Source organism: Actinomadura miaoliensis (assembly GCF_039536785.1).
Classification (GTDB): domain Bacteria; phylum Actinomycetota; class Actinomycetes; order Streptosporangiales; family Streptosporangiaceae; genus Spirillospora; species Spirillospora miaoliensis.
Genome location: NZ_BAAAZG010000086.1, coordinates 32,983 through 53,145 on the forward strand (window position 1 = coordinate 32,983; position 20,163 = coordinate 53,145).

Annotated in this window: 14 protein-coding genes; 5 read left to right on the forward strand and 9 right to left on the reverse strand. The window is 73.2% G+C overall.

All coding sequences use genetic code 11. The features are described from left to right. Positions 1–47: 47 nt before the first annotated feature. Positions 48–1,925, forward strand: a complete 1,878-nt coding sequence (locus ABD811_RS42775) for a glycoside hydrolase family 3 protein (RefSeq protein ID WP_344959331.1) — start codon at positions 48–50, stop codon at positions 1,923–1,925. Positions 1,926–1,934: 9 nt separating this feature from the next. Further along, positions 1,935–2,906: a TAXI family TRAP transporter solute-binding subunit gene (locus tag ABD811_RS42780; protein ID WP_344959333.1), complete on the forward strand. Its 972-nt coding sequence runs from the start codon at positions 1,935–1,937 to the stop codon at positions 2,904–2,906. Here ABD811_RS42780 and ABD811_RS42785 read toward each other — a convergent pair. From ABD811_RS42785 to ABD811_RS42795, 3 genes are all read right to left on the reverse strand, one after another. After that, positions 2,897–4,273 carry a sensor histidine kinase gene (locus tag ABD811_RS42785; RefSeq protein ID WP_344959335.1) on the reverse strand — a complete coding sequence of 459 codons (1,377 nt, stop codon included), beginning with the start codon at positions 4,271–4,273 and terminating at the stop codon, positions 2,897–2,899. The genes ABD811_RS42780 and ABD811_RS42785 overlap by 10 nt on opposite strands. Beyond that, complete coding sequence (locus tag ABD811_RS42790) at positions 4,273–4,968, reverse strand: response regulator transcription factor (RefSeq protein ID WP_344959408.1); 696 nt, start codon at positions 4,966–4,968, stop codon at positions 4,273–4,275. The genes ABD811_RS42785 and ABD811_RS42790 overlap by 1 nt, the downstream gene beginning before the upstream one ends. A gap of 80 nt (positions 4,969–5,048) precedes the next feature. Beyond that, positions 5,049–6,392 carry an MFS transporter gene (locus tag ABD811_RS42795; protein WP_344959337.1) on the reverse strand — a complete coding sequence of 448 codons (1,344 nt, stop codon included), beginning with the start codon at positions 6,390–6,392 and terminating at the stop codon, positions 5,049–5,051. A 502-nt stretch (positions 6,393–6,894) separates the two neighbouring features. Between ABD811_RS42795 and ABD811_RS42800 the strand changes: the two genes are divergently transcribed. Further along, positions 6,895–7,617: a GlxA family transcriptional regulator gene (locus ABD811_RS42800; RefSeq protein WP_344959338.1), complete on the forward strand. Its 723-nt coding sequence runs from the start codon at positions 6,895–6,897 to the stop codon at positions 7,615–7,617. Here the strand turns inward: ABD811_RS42800 and ABD811_RS42805 are convergent. The 6 genes from ABD811_RS42805 to ABD811_RS42830 all read right to left on the reverse strand — a co-directional run bounded on the left by ABD811_RS42805 (position 7,607) and on the right by ABD811_RS42830 (position 14,713). Next, the gene (locus ABD811_RS42805; RefSeq protein WP_344959340.1) at positions 7,607–8,554 is read right to left on the reverse strand and encodes a polysaccharide lyase family protein; all 948 of its coding nucleotides are present in this window, start codon (positions 8,552–8,554) and stop codon (positions 7,607–7,609) included. The two genes, ABD811_RS42800 and ABD811_RS42805, sit on opposite strands and share 11 nt — an antisense overlap. A 4-nt stretch (positions 8,555–8,558) precedes the next feature. Further along, positions 8,559–10,148, reverse strand: a complete 1,590-nt coding sequence (locus ABD811_RS42810) for an alkaline phosphatase D family protein (protein ID WP_344959343.1) — start codon at positions 10,146–10,148, stop codon at positions 8,559–8,561. 114 nt (positions 10,149–10,262) lie between these two features. Then, positions 10,263–11,078 carry a carbohydrate ABC transporter permease gene (locus ABD811_RS42815; RefSeq protein ID WP_344959345.1) on the reverse strand — a complete coding sequence of 272 codons (816 nt, stop codon included), beginning with the start codon at positions 11,076–11,078 and terminating at the stop codon, positions 10,263–10,265. Further along, the gene (locus ABD811_RS42820) at positions 11,075–12,100 is read right to left on the reverse strand and encodes a carbohydrate ABC transporter permease (RefSeq protein WP_344959347.1); all 1,026 of its coding nucleotides are present in this window, start codon (positions 12,098–12,100) and stop codon (positions 11,075–11,077) included. Before ABD811_RS42820 ends, ABD811_RS42815 begins: the two co-directional genes overlap by 4 nt. A gap of 5 nt (positions 12,101–12,105) precedes the next feature. Beyond that, positions 12,106–13,401: an ABC transporter substrate-binding protein gene (locus ABD811_RS42825; RefSeq protein WP_344959349.1), complete on the reverse strand. Its 1,296-nt coding sequence runs from the start codon at positions 13,399–13,401 to the stop codon at positions 12,106–12,108. 46 nt (positions 13,402–13,447) lie between these two features. Next, a complete protein-coding gene (locus tag ABD811_RS42830; protein ID WP_344959351.1) occupies positions 13,448–14,713 on the reverse strand; it encodes a Gfo/Idh/MocA family protein in 1,266 nt (421 codons plus the stop codon). 158 nt (positions 14,714–14,871) lie between these two features. On the opposite strand from ABD811_RS42830, the gene ABD811_RS42835 reads away from it, so the two are divergent. Next, positions 14,872–16,074: an ROK family transcriptional regulator gene (locus ABD811_RS42835; protein WP_344959352.1), complete on the forward strand. Its 1,203-nt coding sequence runs from the start codon at positions 14,872–14,874 to the stop codon at positions 16,072–16,074. A 237-nt stretch (positions 16,075–16,311) separates the two neighbouring features. Further along, positions 16,312–20,100: a glycoside hydrolase family 2 TIM barrel-domain containing protein gene (locus tag ABD811_RS42840; RefSeq protein WP_344959354.1), complete on the forward strand. Its 3,789-nt coding sequence runs from the start codon at positions 16,312–16,314 to the stop codon at positions 20,098–20,100. Positions 20,101–20,163: the final 63 nt, after the last annotated feature.

Consider the following 20,163-nt stretch of genomic DNA (forward strand, 5'->3'; position numbering starts at 1 on the left):
GAGGGGAACGCACGGTCCGCTGAACTGTTGCCCACCCCGGAGGCGAGATGAGTCGCTCCCCGTCCCGTTCCCTGCCCGGCCGCCGGGCGAAGACCGCCGTGCTGGCGGCGGCGCTGCTGGCGTTCACCGGCGCCGGTGCCGCCGTCCCCGCGGCGGCGCAGACCGCCCGGCCCGCGACGGGCCCCGGCTACCTCGACGCGCGGCGGCCCGTGCGCGACCGCGTCGAGGACCTGCTGTCCCGGATGACGCTGGACGAGAAGATCGGCCAGATGACGCAGGCCGAACGCGGCAGCGTCACCCCCGACGACGTCACCCGCCACCGCATCGGGTCGGTGCTGTCGGGCGGCGGGTCGACGCCCACCCCCAACACGGCCGAGGCGTGGGCGGACATGTACGACGGGTTCCAGCGCGCCGCGCTGGCCACCCCCCGGCGCATCCCGATGATCTACGGCGTGGACGCCGTGCACGGCCACAACAACCTGGTCGGTGCGACGATCTTCCCGCACAACATCGGGCTCGGCGCCACCCGCGACCCGGACCTGGTGCGCGATGTCGGCCGCGCCACCGCCGAGGAGGTCGCGGCCACCGGCGTCGACTGGACGTTCGCGCCGTGCCTGTGCGTGGCCCGTGACGACCGGTGGGGCCGCACGTACGAGTCGTTCGGCGAGGTCCCCGAGCTGCCCGCCGCCATGTCGGTGATCGTGGACGGGTTCCAGGGCAGGCGGCTGGACGGCCCCGCGTCGATCCTGGCCACGGCCAAGCACTACGTCGGCGACGGCGGCACCGCCGGCGGCGACGACCAGGGCGACACCCGGATCTCCGAGGCCGAGCTGCGCCGGATCCACCTGCCGCCGTTCCGGGCGGCGGTGCGGCGCGGCGTCGGCTCGGTGATGATCTCCTTCAGCTCGTGGAACGGCGTGAAGCTGCACGGGCACCGCTACCTGGTCACCGACGTGCTGAAGAAGGAGCTCGGCTTCGACGGCTTCGTCGTCTCCGACTGGAACGGCATCGACCAGATCGACGGGCAGCCCGGGTTCACCCCGCAGGAGGTCGCCACCGCGATCAACGCCGGGATCGACATGGTCATGGTGCCGCAGGACTGGCGCCGCTTCATCGACACGCTGCGCGGCGAGGTGCAGGCCGGGCACGTGTCCATGGCCCGCATCGACGACGCCAACCGGCGCATCCTCACCAAGAAGTTCGAGCTGGGCCTGTTCGAGCGGCCGTTCACCGACCGCCGCCTCCTGCGCACGGTCGGCAGCGACCGGCACCGCGCGCTGGCCCGCCGCGCCGTGGCCGAGTCGCAGGTGCTGCTGAAGAACGACGGCGGCGTGCTGCCGCTCGCCCGGAACAACAACAAGATCTTCGTGGCGGGCAGGGCCGCCGACGACATCGGCATCCAGAGCGGCGGCTGGACGATCACCTGGCAGGGCTCGCCGGGGAACATCACGCCCGGCACCACGATCCTGCAGGGCATCCGGCAGACGGCCGGGCCGTCCACCACCGTGGACTACAGCCGGGACGGCTCGGGCATCGACGGCTCCTACCGGGCGGCGGTCGCCGTCGTCGGCGAGCTGCCGTACGCCGAGGGCGAGGGCGACCGTCCCGACGGCATGGGGCTGGACGCCGGCGACCTGGCGACGATCGAGCGGCTGCGCGCCTCCGGCGTCCCGGTGATCGTCGTGCTGGTGTCCGGACGGCCGCTGGACGTCGCCGCGCAGCTGCCGGGCTGGAACGCGCTGGTGGCGTCCTGGCTGCCGGGCACCGAGGGACGCGGCGTCGCCGACGTGCTGTTCGGCGTCACCAGGCCGACCGGCAAGCTTCCGATGACGTGGATGCGAAGTGTCGACCAGCAGCCGATCAACCGCGGAGACGGCAAGAAGCCGCTGTTCCCGTACGGCTACGGCCTCACCTACCGACGGTAACGTGGGCGGGTGCCGCCCGCAGCCTTCGTCCCGAGCCGCCGCGGCGTCCTGCGTCTGGGCGCCGCGGCGGCCGCGGCCGCGCTGGCGGCGGGCTGCTCGGACGGCTCCGGCGGCGGACGGCGGCGGCTGGTCCTGGCGGGCGGCCCCACCGACGGGCAGTACGAGCCGTTCGCGCGGCGGCTGGCCCAGGAGCTGCGGCGCCGCGTCAGCGGCCTGACCGTCGACGTGCTGACCACCTCGGCCAGCGTGGAGAACCTGCGGATGCTCGCGACGGGCCGCGCCGACCTGGCGCTCGCGCTCAGTGACAGCGCCGCCGACGCCGTGGCGGGGCACGGCGCGTTCCGCGCGCCGCTGCCGGTGACCGCGCTGGCCCGGATCTACCTCAACTACACGCACCTGGTGGTGGCCGAGGACTCGCCGGTGCGGCGCGTCACCGACCTGGCGGGCCGCCGCGTGTCGCTGGGCGCGGAGGGGTCGGGCACGGCCGTGGTGGGGGAGCGGGTGCTGGAGGCGGCCAAGCCGCCGCGTCCCGTCCGGACGGTCAGGCTGGGGCTGGCCGAGTCGTGTGCGGCGCTGGCGGGCGGCGATGTGGAGGCGTTCTTCTGGTCCGGGGGCGTGCCGACCAAGGCGATCGCCGACCTGGCCGCCCGCACGCCGGTGCGGCTGGTGCCGCTGGACGGGCTGATCCTGGCGCTGCGCCGCGCGCACGGCCCGACGTACGTGGGCGTGTCGGTGCCGGCGGGCACGTACCGGCAGGCCACGGAGGTGCCCACGGTCGGCGTGCCCAGCTTCCTGGTGGCGCGCCGCGACCTGTCGCCCGGCCTGGCCGAGACGGTGACGCGCGTGATGTTCCACGCCCGCGACCGCCTGCCGGGGCCCGAGGTGCCCGGCAGCTACCTGGACGAGCGGTACGCGATCGGTACCGGCACCGTGCCGCTGCACCCGGGCGCCGTCCGCTACTACCGCTCCGTCTACGGCTGACCGAACGCGTCGAGCGGCAGGCGCAGCTCGACGACCAGGCCGTGCGGGTCGGCGGGCCGCAGCGCGAGGGTTCCGCCGCCCGCGCGGGCCAGCTCGTCGGCGATGGCGAGGCCGAGTCCGCTGCCCTCGACGTTGCCGTGGCGGGGCGACCGCCAGAACCGGCGCCGCGCGGCCTCCAGTTCGTCCGGGTCCAGGCCGGGGCCGTCGTCGGCGACGCGCAGCACGGCCGTGCCGTCGCACGCCGACAGCGACACGGTGACGTGCCCGCCGTCCGGCACGAACTTGATGGCGTTGTCGATGGCGATGTCGGCGACGCGTCCGGCGGTGTCGGGCGGGCAGTGCGCCGTGAGGCGTTCCGGCAGGTCGGCGTGCAGGTCGACGGTACGGGCCGCGGCGACCTCGCCCCAGGCGTCGAGCCGGGGCGCCAGCTCGGCGACCAGGTCGACCGGCCCGGCCGCCGCGCCCGTGCCGGACTCCAGGCGGGCCAGGGTGAGCAGGTCCTCCAGCATCGCGCCCAGCCGGTCGACCTCCTCCAGGGCCTGCCGGTGCTCGTCCGCGCCGGTGTCGCGCAGGTGCGGCTGCAGGTTCTCCAGCCGCAGCGACAGCACGGCCAGCGGGGTGCGCAGCTCGTGCGAGGCGTCGGCGACGAAGGCGCGCTGGCGTTCCAGCGCCGCCGACACCGCGTCGGCCATGGCGTTGAACCGCTCCTCCAGGCGGCGCAGCTCCGACGGGCCCGGCCCGCCGACCGCGGCGCGGGCGTGCATGCGGCCCGCCGCGATCGCCTCGGTGGCGGCGTCCAGTTCGGCCACCGGACGCAGCGTCCAGCGGGTCAGCCGCCGTGCCGCCACCACGGCGACGGTGAACGCGGCGGCAGCGGCGGCGGCCAGGGTCAGCCACACCAGCGCGATGTCGCGGCGGGCGTCGATGGTCGGCGCCTCGACCAGCACCATGCCGACGACCTGCGCGTCGCGCCCGGCGGGCTCGGCCACCACCACGCGGTCGGGGCCGAACGGGGTGACCAGCGGCAGCCGTTCGGTCGTGCGCCCGGCCAGGGCGCGCCGCACCGCCACGGCGGCGGGCGGGTCCACGGTGCCGGAGCGGATCAGCACGGCGCGCGAGTCGTCGCGGACCTCCACGCCCGCCCCGTACAGGGAGGCGTACCGGCGCACCTCGCTGACGAGCACGGAGGTGTCGCCCTCGCGGACGGCCTGGTCGGTCAGCTCGGCCAGGCGGGTGGCGTCGGCGCGCCGGTCCAGCAGCAGCACGCCCGTGCGCTGCTGGGCGTACGCCCAGGCCAGCGGCACCGCCAGCGCGAGCACCAGCCCGCCGATCAGCGCCAGGTAGGTCAGCAGCAGACGGCGGCGCATCAGTCCTCGACGCCCAGCCGGTAGCCGGTGCCGCGCAGCGTGCGCACCAGCCCCGGTCGGCCCGTCTTGGCCCGGATTCCGGCGATGTGCACGTCCAGCGACCGGGACGCGGCGAGGAACGCGTCGCCCCACACCGCGTCCAGGATCTCCTCGCGGCTGCGCACCACGCCCGGCTCGCGCGCCAGCAGCGCCAGCACGTCGAACTCGCGGCGGGTCAGGGTGACGGGGGCGCCGGCCACGGTGATCTCGCGGGCGCGCAGGTCGATCCGCACGTCCCCGGCCTGGACGATCTCGGGTGCGGCGGCGGCCGGGTCGGCGGGCGCGGGGGGCCGGCCGGGCGGCGGGACGGAGCGGCGGGCCACCGCGTCCATCCGCGCCAGCAGCTCCATGATCCGGAACGGTTTGATCAGGTAGTCGTCGGCCCCGGCGCGCAGGCCGCGCAGCACGGCCCGCTCCTCGGTGCGCGCGGTGATCACGATGACCGGCACGGCCGACACCCGGCGCAGCCGCCGCAGCATGTCCAGGCCGTCCATGTCGGGCAGGCCGAGGTCCAGCAGGACGAAGTCGCAGCGGTCCTTCAGCCGCAGCCCGTCGTCGGCCCGCACGACCCGCTCGACGCGGTGGCCGCGCCCGGCCAGGGCCGTGGTGAGCGCGTCGGCGAGCCGGTCGTCGTCCTCGACCAACAGCACCCGCATGCCCACCCCGTCCGGCACAGACCTACCCTTGCCCCTTCCCGGAGCAAGGGTAGGTGCTCGCAGGCCGGCTTCGCGCCAGGTCAGCCGCGGCCCGCCAGTTCGGCGGCCGGGGCCTTGTCGGCGCGGGACAGGACGGCGTGCCGCGTCTCGCGCATCGTCACGTACACGACCAGCGACACCGCCGCGCAGCCCGAGACGTACCAGTAGAACCCGGACTCGATGCCGCCCTGCTTGAACCACAGCGCCACGTACTCGGCGGTCCCGCCGAACATGGCGTTGGCCAGCGCGTACGGCAGCGCCACGCCGAGCGCCCGCACGTGGGTGGGGAACAGTTCGGCCTTGACCACCGCGTTGATCGAGGTGTAGCCGGTGACGATGACCAGGCCGCCCAGCATCAGCGCCAGCGCGGGCCAGAAGCCGCTGACGTCCCGCAGCGCCGTCATGATCGGCACGGTGCCCAGCATGGACCCCACGCCGAACGAGATCAGCAGCGGCCGGCGGCCGATCCGGTCCGACAGCGCCCCGGCGGCGGGCTGCAGGAGCATGAACACCGTCAGCGCGCAGAAGCTGACCAGCGTGGCGTCGTCCTTGCTCATGCCCGCGGTGTTGGACAGGTACTTGGTCAGGTAGGTGGTGTAGGTGTAGTACGCCACCGTACCGCCCATGGTCAGGGCGATGACCAGCGCGAACTCCCGGCGGTGCCGGAACAGGCCGCGCAGCGTGCCGCGTTCGGCGGGTTCGGCGGCGTCCTCCTCGGCCTCGTAGGCCTCGGTCTCCAGCAGGTTGCGGCGCAGGTAGAACACCACCGCCGCGCCCAGCGCGCCGACGATGAACGGGATCCGCCAGCCCCAGGAGTGCAGCGTGTCCTCCGACATGGTGCGCTGCAGCAGGATCTGCAGGCCGAGCCCGCACAGCTGGCCGGCGGTCATCGACACGTACTGGAAGCTGGAGAAGAAGCCGCGCCGCCCGGGGGTGGACGCCTCGGTCAGGTACGTGGCGCTGGCCGCGTACTCGCCGCCGACCGACAGGCCCTGCAGCAGCCGCGCCACCAGCAGCACCACGGCGCCGAAGTAGCCGACGGTGTCGTAGGTGGGCGCGATGGCGATCAGCAGCGCGCTGACCGACATCAGCGTGACCGTGGCGGTCAGCGCGGCCTTGCGGCCGCGCCGGTCGCCGAGGCGCCCCAGCAGCCAGCCGCCGACCGGGCGCATGAAGAACCCGACGGCGAAGATGCCCATCGTGTTGAGCAGTTGCGCGGTCGAGTTCCCCTTGGGGAAGAACGAGGCCGCGAAGTAGACGGCGAAGCTGGAGTAGACGAACCAGTCGTACCACTCGACCAGGTTGCCGATCGAACCGCCGACCAGCGCCTTCCACGGGCGCCGAACGGGCCGGGACGGCGTGCCGCCGGACAACGTCGTCGTCACCGGGCACCTCCTCGCATCACGGGACGGGAACGGGGTGACCTGCGTCACCGCAGGCCCCCGAAGCGTCACCGATCCGCCGAACCCCGTTCAAGAACGAAGCCCCAGATCTAACGTCCGCTTAACAAAGAGGACATCCGCGCCGCCCTGGGCAGGCTTCACGCGGGCTCAGGCCGCGCCCAGAGTCTGGGACAGGACGTCGTCCAGGGGCGTGGGCTTGAGCCCGAACGCGTCCTCCATCGCCGACGAGTCGACCAGGAACGGCCGGTGCGACATGTGCGTCGTCTCCCACAGCTCGCCTCCCGCCACAGCCGGGCGCGGGTCGAGCCCTCCGGCCCGGTCGCGGCCAGCGGGCGCGCCTCGGTCAGCGGCCCGTCCACGGGGCCGCAGCCGTACAGGTTGCCGAGCATGACGTAGCCGGCGCCGGCGCCTTCGGCCGCCGACAGCACCGATCCGAACAGCGGCGGGAGGGTGTCCGGCCAGGTGTGGTACAGCGCCGCGGGCCATGCCCGACGGTCCACACCGCATCGTGTTCGTGCTCGTACCGCCCGTGATGGCGTTCGACGTGTCGATCGCGCGGATGGTGTTCGGCGCCTTTCCCGATCGCTACCGCGTCGTGCAGTGCGCGGCCGAGCCGGGGCCGGTGGAGGACGTGGGCGACATGGGCATCGTCGCCTCGCACGGGCTGGACGCCGTCGACGACGCCGGCACGGTGATCGTCGTGGGCGGCGGCGGGCGGGAGGACGTCGACCCGCGCGTGCTGGAGGCGGTCCGGGACGCGGCGGCGCGGGGGGCGCGGACGGCCGCGATCTGCACCCGCGTGTTCGTGCTCGCGCAGGCGGGCCTGCTCGACGGCCGCCGCGCCACGACGCACTGGGGTCTGACCGGCGAGCTGGCCCGCCGCTTCCCCGAGGTGGAGGCGGTGCCGGACGTGCTGTACGTCGCCGACGGACCCGTGCTGACCTCGGCGGGCGCCGCCGCGTGCGTCGAGCTGTGCCTGCACATGGTCCGGGCCGACCACGGCGCGGCGGTGGCGGCGGAGGCGGCGCGGCTGTCGGTGGCCGCCCCCGCGCGTCCCGGCGACCAGGCGCAGGTCGTGCGCACGCCGCTGCCGCCGCCCGCGCGGGACGACCTGGCCGCCACCCGGGCGTGGGCGCTACGGCACCTGGACAGGCCGCGCGCGTGGGGACGACCCCGCGCGCCTACCGCCTGCGCAGTCAGCGGGTGAAGACGCCCAGCGCGTCGTAGACGTGCCAGGAGCCGACCTGCTTGTCGATGGTCAGCGCGTTCTCGCCCGTGCGCAGTGCGGAGCGGGGCAGTTCCAGCTCCACGTAGGACGGCTTGAGCGGGGTGCCGGGCAGCGTCGCGTCGCCTTCCAGGGAGCCGCGGGTGCCGCCGTTCTCCAGCTTGACGTCCCGCACGGGGGTGCCGTTCAGCCCGAGGTTGATCGTGCCGGGGATGGACGCGTGCGTGTCCAGCAGCCAGATCGCCAGCCACACCTCGCCGTCCGGCACCGCGTCCAGCGCGAAGCGGAACGTGGTGCGGGTCGACTTGGGGTTGCCCGCCCAGGAGTCGGACGGCCCCGGCTGGATGTACGACCAGTCGGTCTTCGGGTCGCTCCTGCCGTGGGTGAAGTCCACGCCGCCCGGGAAGCGGGTGCGGTACTGGGCGTAGCCGTTGGGCGCCAGTGCCAGTTCCAGCGACTTGTGGTCGAACGTCCCGACGGTCGCCAGCGGTGTGCCCGACACGGTGACGGATTCGGTGCTGTGCGCGGCGATCTCGCCGGAGGGGCGGCTGCGGTTCCCGGCCGCGTCCACCACCACGACGCGGTAGTACCAGTCCTGGCGCCGGCCGCCCATGCGATCGTGCAGGAAGCTGGTGTAGACGGTCTTGCCGAGCAGAGTGTCGGGCCCGATCGCGAAGCCCTTGGTCCGCGACCCGTAGACGGCGTAGTGGTCGACGAGCGGCTTGTACGCCTCGCCCTCCCAGGTCAGGCGGATCCGGCCGATCTCGCCGGCGGCGCGCGGGCGGCGCACCGGCTTCGGCCGGGGGCCGGACGCGGCGGAGGCCTCGGCGGCGGACGGGGTGAACACGAGCGCGGCGGGGACGGCGGCGGCGCCGATGCCGAGCGCGGTGCGTCGAGCGACGTTTCCCTGGCTGCTCACGGGCTCACACCTCCCGGTTCAGGCCGGGACGTCCGGCCTCGGTGACGAATCGGGCCGCGGTCGCGACGGGCGCGCCGGGGCGGCTGACGTAGGCGACGGTCCTGTACTCCGACGTCAGCGTCTTCGGGGTCAGGGTGCAGCTGACGTAGCCGCGGCGGGCGTTGTAGAGCTTGACGTGCGGGTTGCTCAGCCACAGCGGGCCGGTGGAGTCGGTCTCGCCGCCGTCGCCGTCGGATCCGATGGACCCGGTCACCAGCTCGGTGCCGATCGTGGCCGACCCCGGGTCCTTCCAGTCGGCCTTCAGCTCGGCGGCCACGTGCCGGTGGATGTCGCCGGACAGCACCACCGGGTTGGCGATGCCGTGCCGCCGGAACGCGGCGAACAGCCGGTCCCGGTTGGCGGGGAAGCCGTCCCACATGTCGTTGCTGTAGAGCTCGCCGGCACCGGTGTCGCGGTCGATCTGGGCCATGACGACGCCGCTGCCCAGCAGGTTCCACACCGCGTCGGAGCGGCGCAGCCCGTCGTACAGCCACCTCTCCTGCTCGGCGCCCAGGATGGAGCGGCGCGGGTCCAGGCGTTCGGGGGAGTTGTCGATGACGGCCCCGGCCGGGTAGGTGTCGCGGTACTGCCGGTTGTCCAGCATGTCGATCTGCGCGAGCCGTCCCCAGTGCCGCCGGTGGTAGAGCGCCATGGCGGGGCCGTCCGGCAGCATCGCGCCGCGCAGCGGCAGGTGCTCGTAGAACGCCCGGTAGGCCACGGCGCGGCGGCGCAGGAAGTCGGCGGGCGGCACGCCGGTCTCCGACCAGTCGCCGGCGTGGTTGTTCTGCACCTCGTGGTCGTCGGTGGTGAACAGCCACGGGGCCAGAGCGTGCACGGCCTGCAGGTGCTCGTCGGTCTTGAACAGCGCGTACCGCAGCCGGTGCTGCTCCAGCGTGTTGATCTCCACGCCGTGTTCGGGGCCGAGCGGCAGCGGCTCCTGGCGCCACCAGTTGCTCTTGGTGATGCCGTACTCGTAGATGTAGTCGCCGAGGAACAGGACCAGGTCCAGGTCCTCGGCGGCCATGTGCTGGTAGGCGGTGAAGTGCCCGTGGTACCACGCCTGGCAGGACGCGGTGGCGAACCGCAGCCGCGCGGGCGTGGAGCGCGGGTCGGGCGCGGTGCGGGTCCGGCCGGCCGGGCTCAGCTCGCCGCCCGCCTTGAACCGGTAGAAGTACTCGCGGCCGGGGCGCAGCCCGTGCACCTCGACGTGCACCGAGTGCGCCAGCTCGGGCGTGGCGATGGCCTGGCCGCGCTTGACCACGCGGGTGAACGCCTCGTCCTCGGCGACCTCGTACCGCACCGTGTAGGGGCGCGGCGGCATGCCGCCGTGGCCGTCGGCCTCCAGCGGCCGGGGCGCCAGGCGCGTCCACAGCACGAACCCGTCCGGCTGCGGGTCGCCGGACGCGATGCCGAGGGCGAACGGGTCGGCGGGGACCTTGCCGCCGACGGTCTCGTCGGCGGCGGCGTGGCCGGTGCCGACCGCGAACGCGGCGGCGCTCACGCCGGTGAGCGTCAGGAACGACCGGCGCCCGGCGGCGGGCAGGGATGATCTCATGCGCGGCTCCAGAGTGGGGGGATGGCCGTGAACGGCCTGACCAGGCACGATTAATGAAAGAGGGTTGCGAATGGAGGGCGATCGGGAGATGACGTCCCGCTCAACGGGAGGTGATCACTTGAGGCCGCCGGAGGTGAGCCCGGCCACGATGCGGCGCTGGAACAGCAGGACCACGACCACCAGCGGGACGGTCACGATCACCCCGGCCGCCATCTGGGTGCCGAACGGCTGGTCGTAGCCGTGCTGGCCGGTGAACTGGGCGACGATCACGTTGGCGGTCTTCATCCGCTGCTCGTTGACCATGCTCACCGCGATCAGGTACTCGTTCCAGGCCACCACGAACGTGATGATCGCGGTGGTGAACACGCCCGGCGCGGCCAGCGGCATGATGATCTTGCGGAACGCCTGGCCGGGGGTGCAGCCGTCCACCATGGCCGCCTTCTCCAGCTCGAACGGCAGCCGGCGGAAGAACGAGGTCAGGTTCCACACCGCCAGCGGCAGCGCGAACGACAGGTTCGGCACCACCATGGCCTGGTAGGTGTTGATCCAGCCGATGTCGGTGAACAGCCGCAGCAGCGGGACGATCAGCAGGCTGCCGGGGAACATCGAGGTCGACACCACCAGCGCCAGCACCAGCCGCTTGAACCGGAACCGCAGCCGGGCCAGCGCGTACGCCGCCGACACCCCGACGACCAGGGTGAGCACGGTGGTCGTCCCGGCGACGATCACGCTGTTGCCCAGCGCCCGCCAGAACCCGTTGCCCGGCTCGAACACCGCCCGGTAGTTCTCCAGCGACACCGGGCTCGGGATCGGCGACCTGTCCAGGATGTCGCCGCTGCGGCGCAGGCTGGACACCACCATCCAGTAGAACGGGGCCAGGCAGAACACCGCCACCAGCACCGGCGACAGCCGGTCGGCGAGCCGCCTCATCGCGCCTCCTCCCCGTCGTCGCCGATCACGTCGGCGCCCAGCAGCCGCACGAACACGTACGCGGCCACCGCGATGTACAGGAACAGGACGGTCGCGACCGCCGCCGCGGGCCCGTACCGCAGGTTCATCGCCTCGTCCCAGGCCAGCTGCGACAGCGTCTCCACCGACGGCTTGCGGGTGCCGACCAGCACCTGCGGCAGGTCGAACATGCGCAGCGCGTCCATCATCCGGAACATCACCGCCACCAGCAGCGTCGGCTTGACCAGCGGCAGCGTGATCGACACGAACCGCTGCCAGGCCCCGGCGCCGTCCACCCGGGCCGCCTCGTACACCTCGTCGGGGACGATCTGCAGCCCGGCCAGCACCAGCAGCGCCACGAACGGCGCGGTCTTCCAGGTGTCGGCGACTATCACGGCGAGGCGGGCGGCGCCGCCGTCGGCGGTCCACAGCACCTCCCGGCCGAGCACCGCGTTGGCCACCCCGTCCGCGGAGAAGATCCACCGCCACAGCAGCGCGGAGATCGCGGTGGGGATCGCCCACGGCACCAGCACGCTGGCGCGGAACAGCCCGCGGCCGCGGAACGCCCGGTGCATCAGCAGCGCCATCGCCAGGCCCAGCACGGTCTCGATCGCGACGGTGACGACGGTGAACAGCGTGGTGTTGGCCATCGCGGTCCAGAACCGGTCGCTCAGCGGGCCGGTCAGCAGCGCGGTGTAGTTGTCCAGTCCGCTGAACCGCTCGGCCTCCACCACGAGCCCGTCGGCGTCCAGCTCCTCGCGGGTGGTGTGCAGGGAGTCCCACACGGCGGCCACGATCGGGAAGGCGATGACGACGGCCAGCACCGCGAAGGTGGGGGAGAGCAGGAGCGCGGCGAGCCGCCCCTGCCCGTCTCCCGTACGGCGGCGCGGGCGGCGCCGGCCCCGGCCGGGCCCCTCGTGGCCTTGGGGAGAAGGCCCGGCCGGAGACGTGCCCGACGCCGGCGCCGCCTGCCCGCGGCGCGCGTCGGTGGTGGTGTGGCCCATGGTGCTCAGTCGGCGAGGCCGGACAGGGCGTTCTGCAGGTCGGCCGCGGCCTGGTCGACCGTCTTCTTACCGGTGACGGCGGCGGTGACCTGGTCCTGGATCGCGGCGGTCACCTCGCTGTAGCGGACCGCGACGGGCCGCGGCTTGGCCGCGTCCAGGCTCTTCTTCAGCACCGGCAGGTACGGGTACTGCTTGATCATCGCGGCGTCGTCGTACAGCGCCGAGCGCGACAGCGGGAACGACTGCTCCTTGCCGTACTCGCGCTGCACGTCCAGGCTCACGATGTAGGCGATGAAGTCGCGCGCGGTGGCCTGGTGCCTGGAGAACGCCGACACCGCCAGGTTGTTGCCGCCCAGCGTGCCCGAGCCGAGCCCGTCCTTGCCGGGCAGCGGCGCCACGTCGAACTTGCCGTTCACCTTGGACGTGCCGTCCTCGGCGGACGCCAGCGCGTACACGTACGCCCAGTTGCGGTGGAAGACCAGCTTGCCGTCCTGGAACGCGCGCCGCCCCTCCTCCTCCTTGAACGTGACGGCCTTGGAGGGGATCACGCCCTGCTTGTAGGAGTCCACCAGGAACCGCAGCCCGTCCTTGGCCTGCGGCGTGTTCACCTGCGGCTTGCCGTTCGCGTCGAACACCTGCCCGCCCGCCGACTGCACGGCCTCGGAGTAGTTGACGGTCAGGCCCTCGAACTTGTCGAGCTGGCCCGCGTAACAGTCGACGCCCTTGCCCTCGGGCGTGCGGCCGACCTTGTCGCAGGCGTCCCGCAGCTGTGCCCAGGTGGTCGGCGGCTCCTTCACGCCCGCCGCCGACAGCAGGTCCTTGCGGTAGTAGAGGATGCCGGTGCCGGTCAGCCACGGCGCCGCGTACAGCTTCCCCCGGTACATCCCGGTCTGCAGCGCGGCCGGGACGAACGAGCCGGTGTCCAGCTTCTCCTGCGCCAGCGGCAGCACCCACCGGCGCGCGGCGAACTCGGCCGTCCACACCGCGTCCAGCCGGATCACGTCGTAGGCGTCCGACTTGATCTGCGCGTTCTGCACCAACTGCTGGCGCGTCTGGTCGCCGTCCTCCGGAAGCTCGATGATGCGCACCTGCTCCTTGGGGTGCGCGGCGTTCCACTTGCCGACCAGCTTCTGGATCGTTCCGGTGAGGTCCTTGCCGGTGGCGAACGTGATGTTCCCCCGGCCCTCGTTGGTGGACGGCACCGACGACCCGCCGTCGCCGTCCCCGCCGCACGCGCCCAGCGCCAGGGTCAGGGACAGCGCCCCCGCCACACCGCCCGCCCAGCGTCGTCTCGTCGTCATCGGTTCGCTCTCCCTAGATCACGTTCCACACGTCACGTTCCACAGGTCACGTCGTATGCGGGTCGATCTCCACGACGGTCCCGGTGCGCCGCGCCCGCTCGGCCGCCCACACCACCCGGTGCGACGCCAGGCTCTCGCGGGCGTCGCTGGTGAGCGGGGTGTGGTCGCCGTCGGCGAGCGCGGCGATGAACGCGTCGGCCAGCGCGGCGTCGGCCTCGTCGTGCCGTCCGTCCTCCGCCCGGTTCGCCTCGCCGGTGTCGTAGGTCTCCACCTCGCCGGTGACGAAGTCGCGCAGCGAGATCCGTACGCCGTCGCCCTCGATGCAGCCGGCGGTGCCGAAGATGCGGGTCTGCCGCTGGGCGTACGGGGAGAAGGCGGTCACCGTGAACGAGGCGGTCGCCCCGGAGGGGAACTCCATGTTCACCACCTGGTGGTCGACCACGTCGTTGTCGCAGGCGTACACGCAGCGCCCGTAGGGGCCCTCGCGCAGCGCCCGCAGGACGCCCTGCTCGGTGAGGTCCTGCGTCACCGCGCCGAGCGGCCAGGTCTCCCGGTCGGGGTCGCCGAGGCAGGAGAGGTACAGGCGGGTCGCCGAGTAGGGGCACCGCTTCTCCACGGGGCAGTCCACGCAGCGGTCCGCGGCGCCCTCGGGCCGGTTCTCGGGACGGAAGTGCGACAGCCGCCCGAACGAACCCACCCGGGACGGGATCTCGCCCATCACGTGGACGAGCCAGTCGACGTCGTGGCAGGACTTGGTCAGCAGCATGGGGCCGGACTCGTCCTCGCGCCGCCAGTTGCCGCGCACGTAGGAGTGGGCGTGGTGCCACCAGCCGACCGGCTCCAGATGCTGCACGCTGGTCGGGGTGCCGATCCGGCCGCTCTCGACCAGCTCTCTGATCATCCGGGTGTAGGGCGTATAACGGAGCACGTGACACACGGCCAGCATCGAGCCGCTCCGCTCGACGGCCTCCAGCACCCGCACCGCGTCGGCCTCGCTGGTGGCCATCGGCTTCTCCAGCAGGATGTGGTAGCCCAGTGCGGCGAACCGCACCGCGGGCTCGGCGTGCTCGGCGTCCTGCGTCGCGATGATCACGCCGTCGGCGACGCGGCCGGCGGCGGCCAGGTCCCGCCAGTCGGCGAAGGCGCGCTCGGGCGGGATGCCGTGCCGCTCGGCGAACCGGCGGCGGCGCTCCGGGTCCGGCTCGGCCACCGCGACCACCCGGGCCCGCCCGGTCTCCAGGGCCCGCCGGGCGTAGGTGGCGCCCCGCAGACCCGCCCCCGCAACCGCGAGCGTGGGCCCCGTCCTCTGCATGCCTCGTGCCTCCTGACCTGGACCCGCGCCGCGCACGGCGCACGCCGGCGGCCGCCCGTCCGGACCGTCCCGGCCGCGCTCCGCGACTTACGCAAGGTCATTTCGTAAGAAGTTTTGCAATAATGTCCTCGGTCCGCCGACCCCTGTCAAGAGGTGCCGTGTCCCAATCCGCCCATCCCGGCCGGCCCGGCGGCTCGCCGGGCGATCCCGCCCGTCCGGCCGCGACCGGCCGCCCCGCGGGCGCGCCCCTGCACGGGGGCGACCCGTCGGTGCTGCGCCGGCTCAACTCCGCCGCCGTCCTGCGCGCCCTGCGCGACGGCGGCGAGCCCACGCTCAGCGAGCTGGCCAAGCGGGTCGGGCTGTCGCGCCCCACCACCGAGGGCGTCCTCGGCGAGCTGGCCGAGCGCGGCCTGGTGGCCGAGGTGGCGCCCCGCGCCGGGCACGGCCTGGGGCGCCCGGCGCGGCGCTACCGGTTCCGCGGCGAGGCCGGGTACGCGCTGGGCGTGGAGATCGACGCGCACTGGACCCAGCTGTTCCTGGCCGACCTGACCGGCCGGGTCGTCGGCTCGCACCGGCTGGACCTGGACGTGTCGCTGGCCGCGTCCGACCGCCTGGCCGCGGTGCGCGCCGCCGTCAAGACGTGCCTGGCCGAGGCGGGCGTCGCGCGGTCGCTGCTGTGGGCGGTCGGCGTCGGCACCCCCGGTGTCATCGACCCGGACGGCACCATCGCGTTCTGCACCGTCGTGCCCGGCTGGCAGGGGCTCGGCCTGGGCCGCGAGCTGGGCCGCTCGTTCAGCTGCCCGGTCCTGGTGGAGAACGACGCCAACCTGGCGGTGATGGCCGAACGCTGGCGCGGCGTGGCCCGCGACGTCGACGACGTGGTGGCCGTGCAGGCGGGCCTGCACACCGGCGCCGGCGCGATCCTCGGCGGCCGGCTGCACCGGGGCCGCTGGGGCGCGGCGGGCGAGGTCGGCATGCTGCCCGAGCTGGGCTGGCGCGACACCACCGCCGGGCTGATCGGCGAGTCCCACCCCGAGCTCGGCACCGGCCGCGCCGCCGAACGCGTGCTGACCGCCGCCGCGCAGGGCGACCCGCGCGCCGCCGCCCTGGTGCGGCAGCTGGCCCGCCGCATGGCCAGGGGCGTGGCCGTCATGGTGCTCGCGCTCGACCCCGAGATGGTCGTGGTGGGCGGCGCCCTGGCCGGCGACCGCCTGGTCGCCGAGCTGCGCGAGCAGGTGCGGCCGCTGACCCTGAGCCCGACCCGCATCGAGGTCTCCACCCTCGGCGACGAGGCGGTCGGCCTCGGCGCGGTCCGGCTGGCCCTCGACCGCATCGACGAGGACCTCTTCCGCATCGACTGACCGGATTCCGGCCCGCCTGTTTCCGGCGCGGGGGAGGGGGGCGCAACCCGGTCGCCTGGCGAATTCCGCCACGTCCCGGTGACATCTGTGGCGTCTGTCGCCACACTCCGGCACGTTCGTTGACGTGATCACCCGCGGCGCCTAGCGTCCCAGAACGAGGGCTTCACCTCATCCGTCAGAACGCCGTTTCGGGCGTTGTCAGGGGGCTGCGCCCGGCCAGAGGAGGCACCGCGACCCATGCCCCCACCCCTGCTCCCACCCCTGGGCACCCTCGTCCGCTCCCGACTGCTGCTCGTCCTGGCCGTCGTGCTCGCCGCCACCGGGCTGGCGACCGTCCCGGCCGCCGCGCGCAGCGCACCGTCCGGGCCGCCGCCCGACGTCTACACCTACCTCGACGACCCCCAGATGACCGCCGAGGGGCAGGAGCCCCCGCACTCGGTGCTGCGCCCGTACGACGACCGCGACGACGCCGCCGCCTCGCGCGGGTCGCGATGGGAGCGCTCACTCGACGGGGAGTGGCGCCTCGCCATGGCAGACCGTCCCGCCGAGGTCCCCGAGGGCTTCTACCGCGAGGGGTACGACACCTCCCGCTGGACCAAGGTGAAGGTGCCGCACACCTGGCAGAGCGACCGGCTCGACCACCCGATCTTCCGCAACATCCCCACCGAGATGGTGCCGGACGACCCGCCCCGCACGCCCAAGGACGTCAACCCGACGGGCGCGTACGTGAAGCGCTTCGACGTTCCCTCAAGCTGGGACGGCCGCCGCGTCTTCCTGCGGTTCGAGGGCGTCACCAGCGCCTACCTCCTGTGGGTGAACGGCCGGTACGTCGGCTACGACCAGGGCGGCTACACGCCCGCCGAGTTCGACGTCACCGACCACGTGCGCAAGGGCGCCAACACCGTCGCCGTCCAGGTGCACCGGTGGAGCTCCGGGTCGTACCTGGAGGACGTCGACCAGTGGCGTTACAGCGGCATCTTCCGGTCGGTGTGGGCCTACTCCACGCCCAAGACCTACGTGCGCGACGCCTACGTCACCACCGACCTGGACGCCTCGTACCGCGACGCCACCCTCAACGCCACGCTGACACTCGCCAGCAAGCAGGGCGAGCGGGGCGAGCACACCGTCAAGGCCACCCTCGTCGACCCCCGGGGCCGCCGTGTGCAGACCTTCTCCGGGACGACGACGGTCACCGGCGACACCGCGACGCTCAAGCTCAGCGCGCCCGTCGCCGACCCCGCCAAGTGGACCGACGAGACACCGAACCTCTACACGCTCGTCCTGGAACTGGCCGGGCCCGACGGCCGCGTCACGCACACCACCAGCGAGACGATCGGCTTCCGCGAGATCGAGGTCAGGAACCGGCAGCTGCTGGTCAACGGCAGGCGGATCCTCATCAAGGGCGTCAACCGCCCCGAGACCGACCCCGACACCGGACGCCACCAGACCCGCGAGCGGATGGACGCGGACGTCGCGCTGATGAAGCGGCTCAACATCAACGCGATCCGCACCGCGCACTACCCGTCCGACCCGTACCTGTACGACCTGGCCGACCGGCGCGGCGTCTGGATCGACGACGAGGTCGACATCGAGACCCACAACTGGGAGAACTGCAACCGGGCCGCGCCCAACGACTGCCTGGCCGACCGTCCCGAATGGCAGAAGGCGTTCGCGGAGCGCTTCCAGGCGATGGTCGCCCGCGACAAGAACCACCCCAGCGTGCTGATGTGGGACACCGGCAACGAGGCCGGGCTCGGTGTCGCGCACACCAGGATGGCCGAGTACGCCACCGCGACCGACCCGACGCGGCCGCTGTACCACCAGTCCAACTCGCCCGACGGGGACGCGCCGTTCGCGCACGTGTGGGGGCCGCGCTACCCGACCCCGGCGCGGCTGGAGCAGCAGGCGAACTCCACCACCAAGCCGATCATCATGGGGGAGTACGCCCACGCGATGGGCAACAGCCTCGGCAACTTCCGCGAGTTCTGGGAGGTCGTCCGCAAGTATCCGCAGGTGCAGGGCGGCTTCATCTGGGACTGGGCGGAGGCCAACATGCGGCACCCCCTGACCACCACGCCCGACTCGTCCGGGAACAAGATAAAGAGCTGGATTCAGGGCATCCCGAAGGTCGTCGACGGACATGAGGGGAAAGCGCTTTACTTCTCCGGCCTGGATGACTTCGTCGAGGTCTACCGGGATCGCCGGCTCGACATCACCGGCACCGCCGTCACTCTGGACGCGTGGGTCAAGCCGGTGCGGCCCTGGACCGGCGACTTCACGATGATCGCCAAGGGCGACCACCAGTGGGCGCTGAAGATGAGCAACGAGAACACCCTGGAGTTCTTCGTGCACAGCGGCACGTGGCGCACCGTCCGCGCGCCCGTCCCCGCCGACTGGTACGACCGCTGGCACCGCGTCACCGGCACCTACGACGGCACCGCCGTCCGCCTCTACGTGGACGGAAGCGAGGCCGCGCGGGTCCCGTTCACCGGGGCCATCGACTGGTCGTCGGCCGACCTGAACATCGCCCGCAACCCCGAGACCATGCAGGACAACGACCACGGCCGGTTCGCCAAGGGCACCATCGACCAGGTCCGCGTCTACCCCCGCGCCCTGACGGCCGAGGAACTGGCGTCCGGCGCCGACCCGAAGAAGGACGCGGCGCTGGCGCTCGACTTCGACCAGTTCGACACCGAAGGCTCGTTCCTGTCCAACGGGCAGAGCCTGTCGGGAGTCGACGGCCTGGTCGGCTCCGACCGCTTCGTCCAGCCCGAGACCGCCCAGCTCGCCTGGGTGCACTCGCCGATCCGCGTCACCCGCTCCGGCGAGACCGTCACGGTGGCCAGCGAGCGGACCTTCGCCGGCACCTCCGACCTGGAGCTGCGCTGGCGCTACACCGAGGGCGACCGGGTGCTGCGCTCCGGCCGCGAGCCGCTGAGGCTCGACCCGGGCGGCTCGACGCGGGCGTCCATCCCGGCGCCGCCCGCCAACCCGTCCGACGCCGAGCGGTGGCTGACCGTCGAGGCCGTCCTGAAGGACCGCGAGTGGTACGCGAGGCCCGGCCACGTCGTCGGGTTCGGCCAGTTCCCGGCGGGCGGGACGAAGGTGCCGCACGTCCGCAGGCCCGCCACCGGAACCGTCGAGACCGCCCAGAACGACAAGGAGGTCATCGTCACCGGACGCGACTTCCGGTACGTCTTCGACAAGGCCGAGGGCACCCTCACCTCGATGCGGTACAAGGGCACCGAGCTCGTCGAGACGGGCCCCGAACTGGACGTGTGGCGTCCCCCGATCAGCAACGAGACCTACACGTGGGGCAACGCCGAAGGCGAGAACTGGCGCCGCGCGGGCCTCGACCGCCTCGTCACGACGCCGACGTCCGTCACCGCCACGCCCGGCGCCACGGCCAGGGTGCAGATCACCAGCCGCGCCCAGGCGCCCGGCCACAACGCCTGGTTCGACCAGACCACCACCTACACGGTGGACGGCTCGGGCCAGATCGAGCTGAGCCACCACGTCAGCCCCCAGGGCGACGCACGCACCCTGCCTTACCTGGCCCGCGTCGGCTACACGGTGAAGACGCCCGAACGCTTCGAACGCTTCGCCTGGTACGGACGCGGCCCCGTGGAGAACTACAACGACCGCAAGGACGGCACCCCCATGGGCGTGTGGTCCTCCACGGTGGACGAGCAGTACGTCGACTACTACCGGCCCCAGGACCACGGCAACCACGACGACGTGCGCTGGGCCATGTTGTCCGACGGCCGCGCGGGGCTGCTGGTGGGCGGCGACCTGGAGGTCAGCGTCACCCCGTACGACGACCTGGACCGCGCCCTGTACCCGTTCGCGCTCAAACGCAACCCGGGGTGGAACACCCTGCACGTCAACCACGCCGTCACCGGCGTGGGCGACACCCCCAACCCGGTCCGCCCCGAGTACCAGGTGCGCCCTGACCGCGACTACACCTACACCACGATCCTGCGTCCCCTGACCCCCAAGGAGGCCCGCACCGGCACCCTGAACTGACCCCTCGCCGACCGGCCGGCCGGGCCCCTTCTCGGGACCCGGCCGGCCGCACGCGAGAATTCC

Coding starts and splice junctions, on each gene's coding strand:
- ABD811_RS42840 (WP_344959354.1), top strand. CDS start 16,312: ATGCCCCCACCCCTGCTCCCACCCCTGGGCACCCTCGTCCGCTCCCGA.
- ABD811_RS42790 (WP_344959408.1), bottom strand. CDS start 4,968: ATGCGGGTGCTGTTGGTCGAGGACGACGACCGGCTCGCCGACGCGCTC.
- ABD811_RS42830 (WP_344959351.1), bottom strand. CDS start 14,713: ATGCAGAGGACGGGGCCCACGCTCGCGGTTGCGGGGGCGGGTCTGCGG.
- ABD811_RS42775 (WP_344959331.1), top strand. CDS start 48: ATGAGTCGCTCCCCGTCCCGTTCCCTGCCCGGCCGCCGGGCGAAGACC.
- ABD811_RS42820 (WP_344959347.1), bottom strand. CDS start 12,100: ATGGGCCACACCACCACCGACGCGCGCCGCGGGCAGGCGGCGCCGGCG.
- ABD811_RS42800 (WP_344959338.1), top strand. CDS start 6,895: ATGCCCGACGGTCCACACCGCATCGTGTTCGTGCTCGTACCGCCCGTG.
- ABD811_RS42785 (WP_344959335.1), bottom strand. CDS start 4,273: ATGCGCCGCCGTCTGCTGCTGACCTACCTGGCGCTGATCGGCGGGCTG.
- ABD811_RS42810 (WP_344959343.1), bottom strand. CDS start 10,148: ATGAGATCATCCCTGCCCGCCGCCGGGCGCCGGTCGTTCCTGACGCTC.
- ABD811_RS42815 (WP_344959345.1), bottom strand. CDS start 11,078: ATGAGGCGGCTCGCCGACCGGCTGTCGCCGGTGCTGGTGGCGGTGTTC.
- ABD811_RS42825 (WP_344959349.1), bottom strand. CDS start 13,401: ATGACGACGAGACGACGCTGGGCGGGCGGTGTGGCGGGGGCGCTGTCC.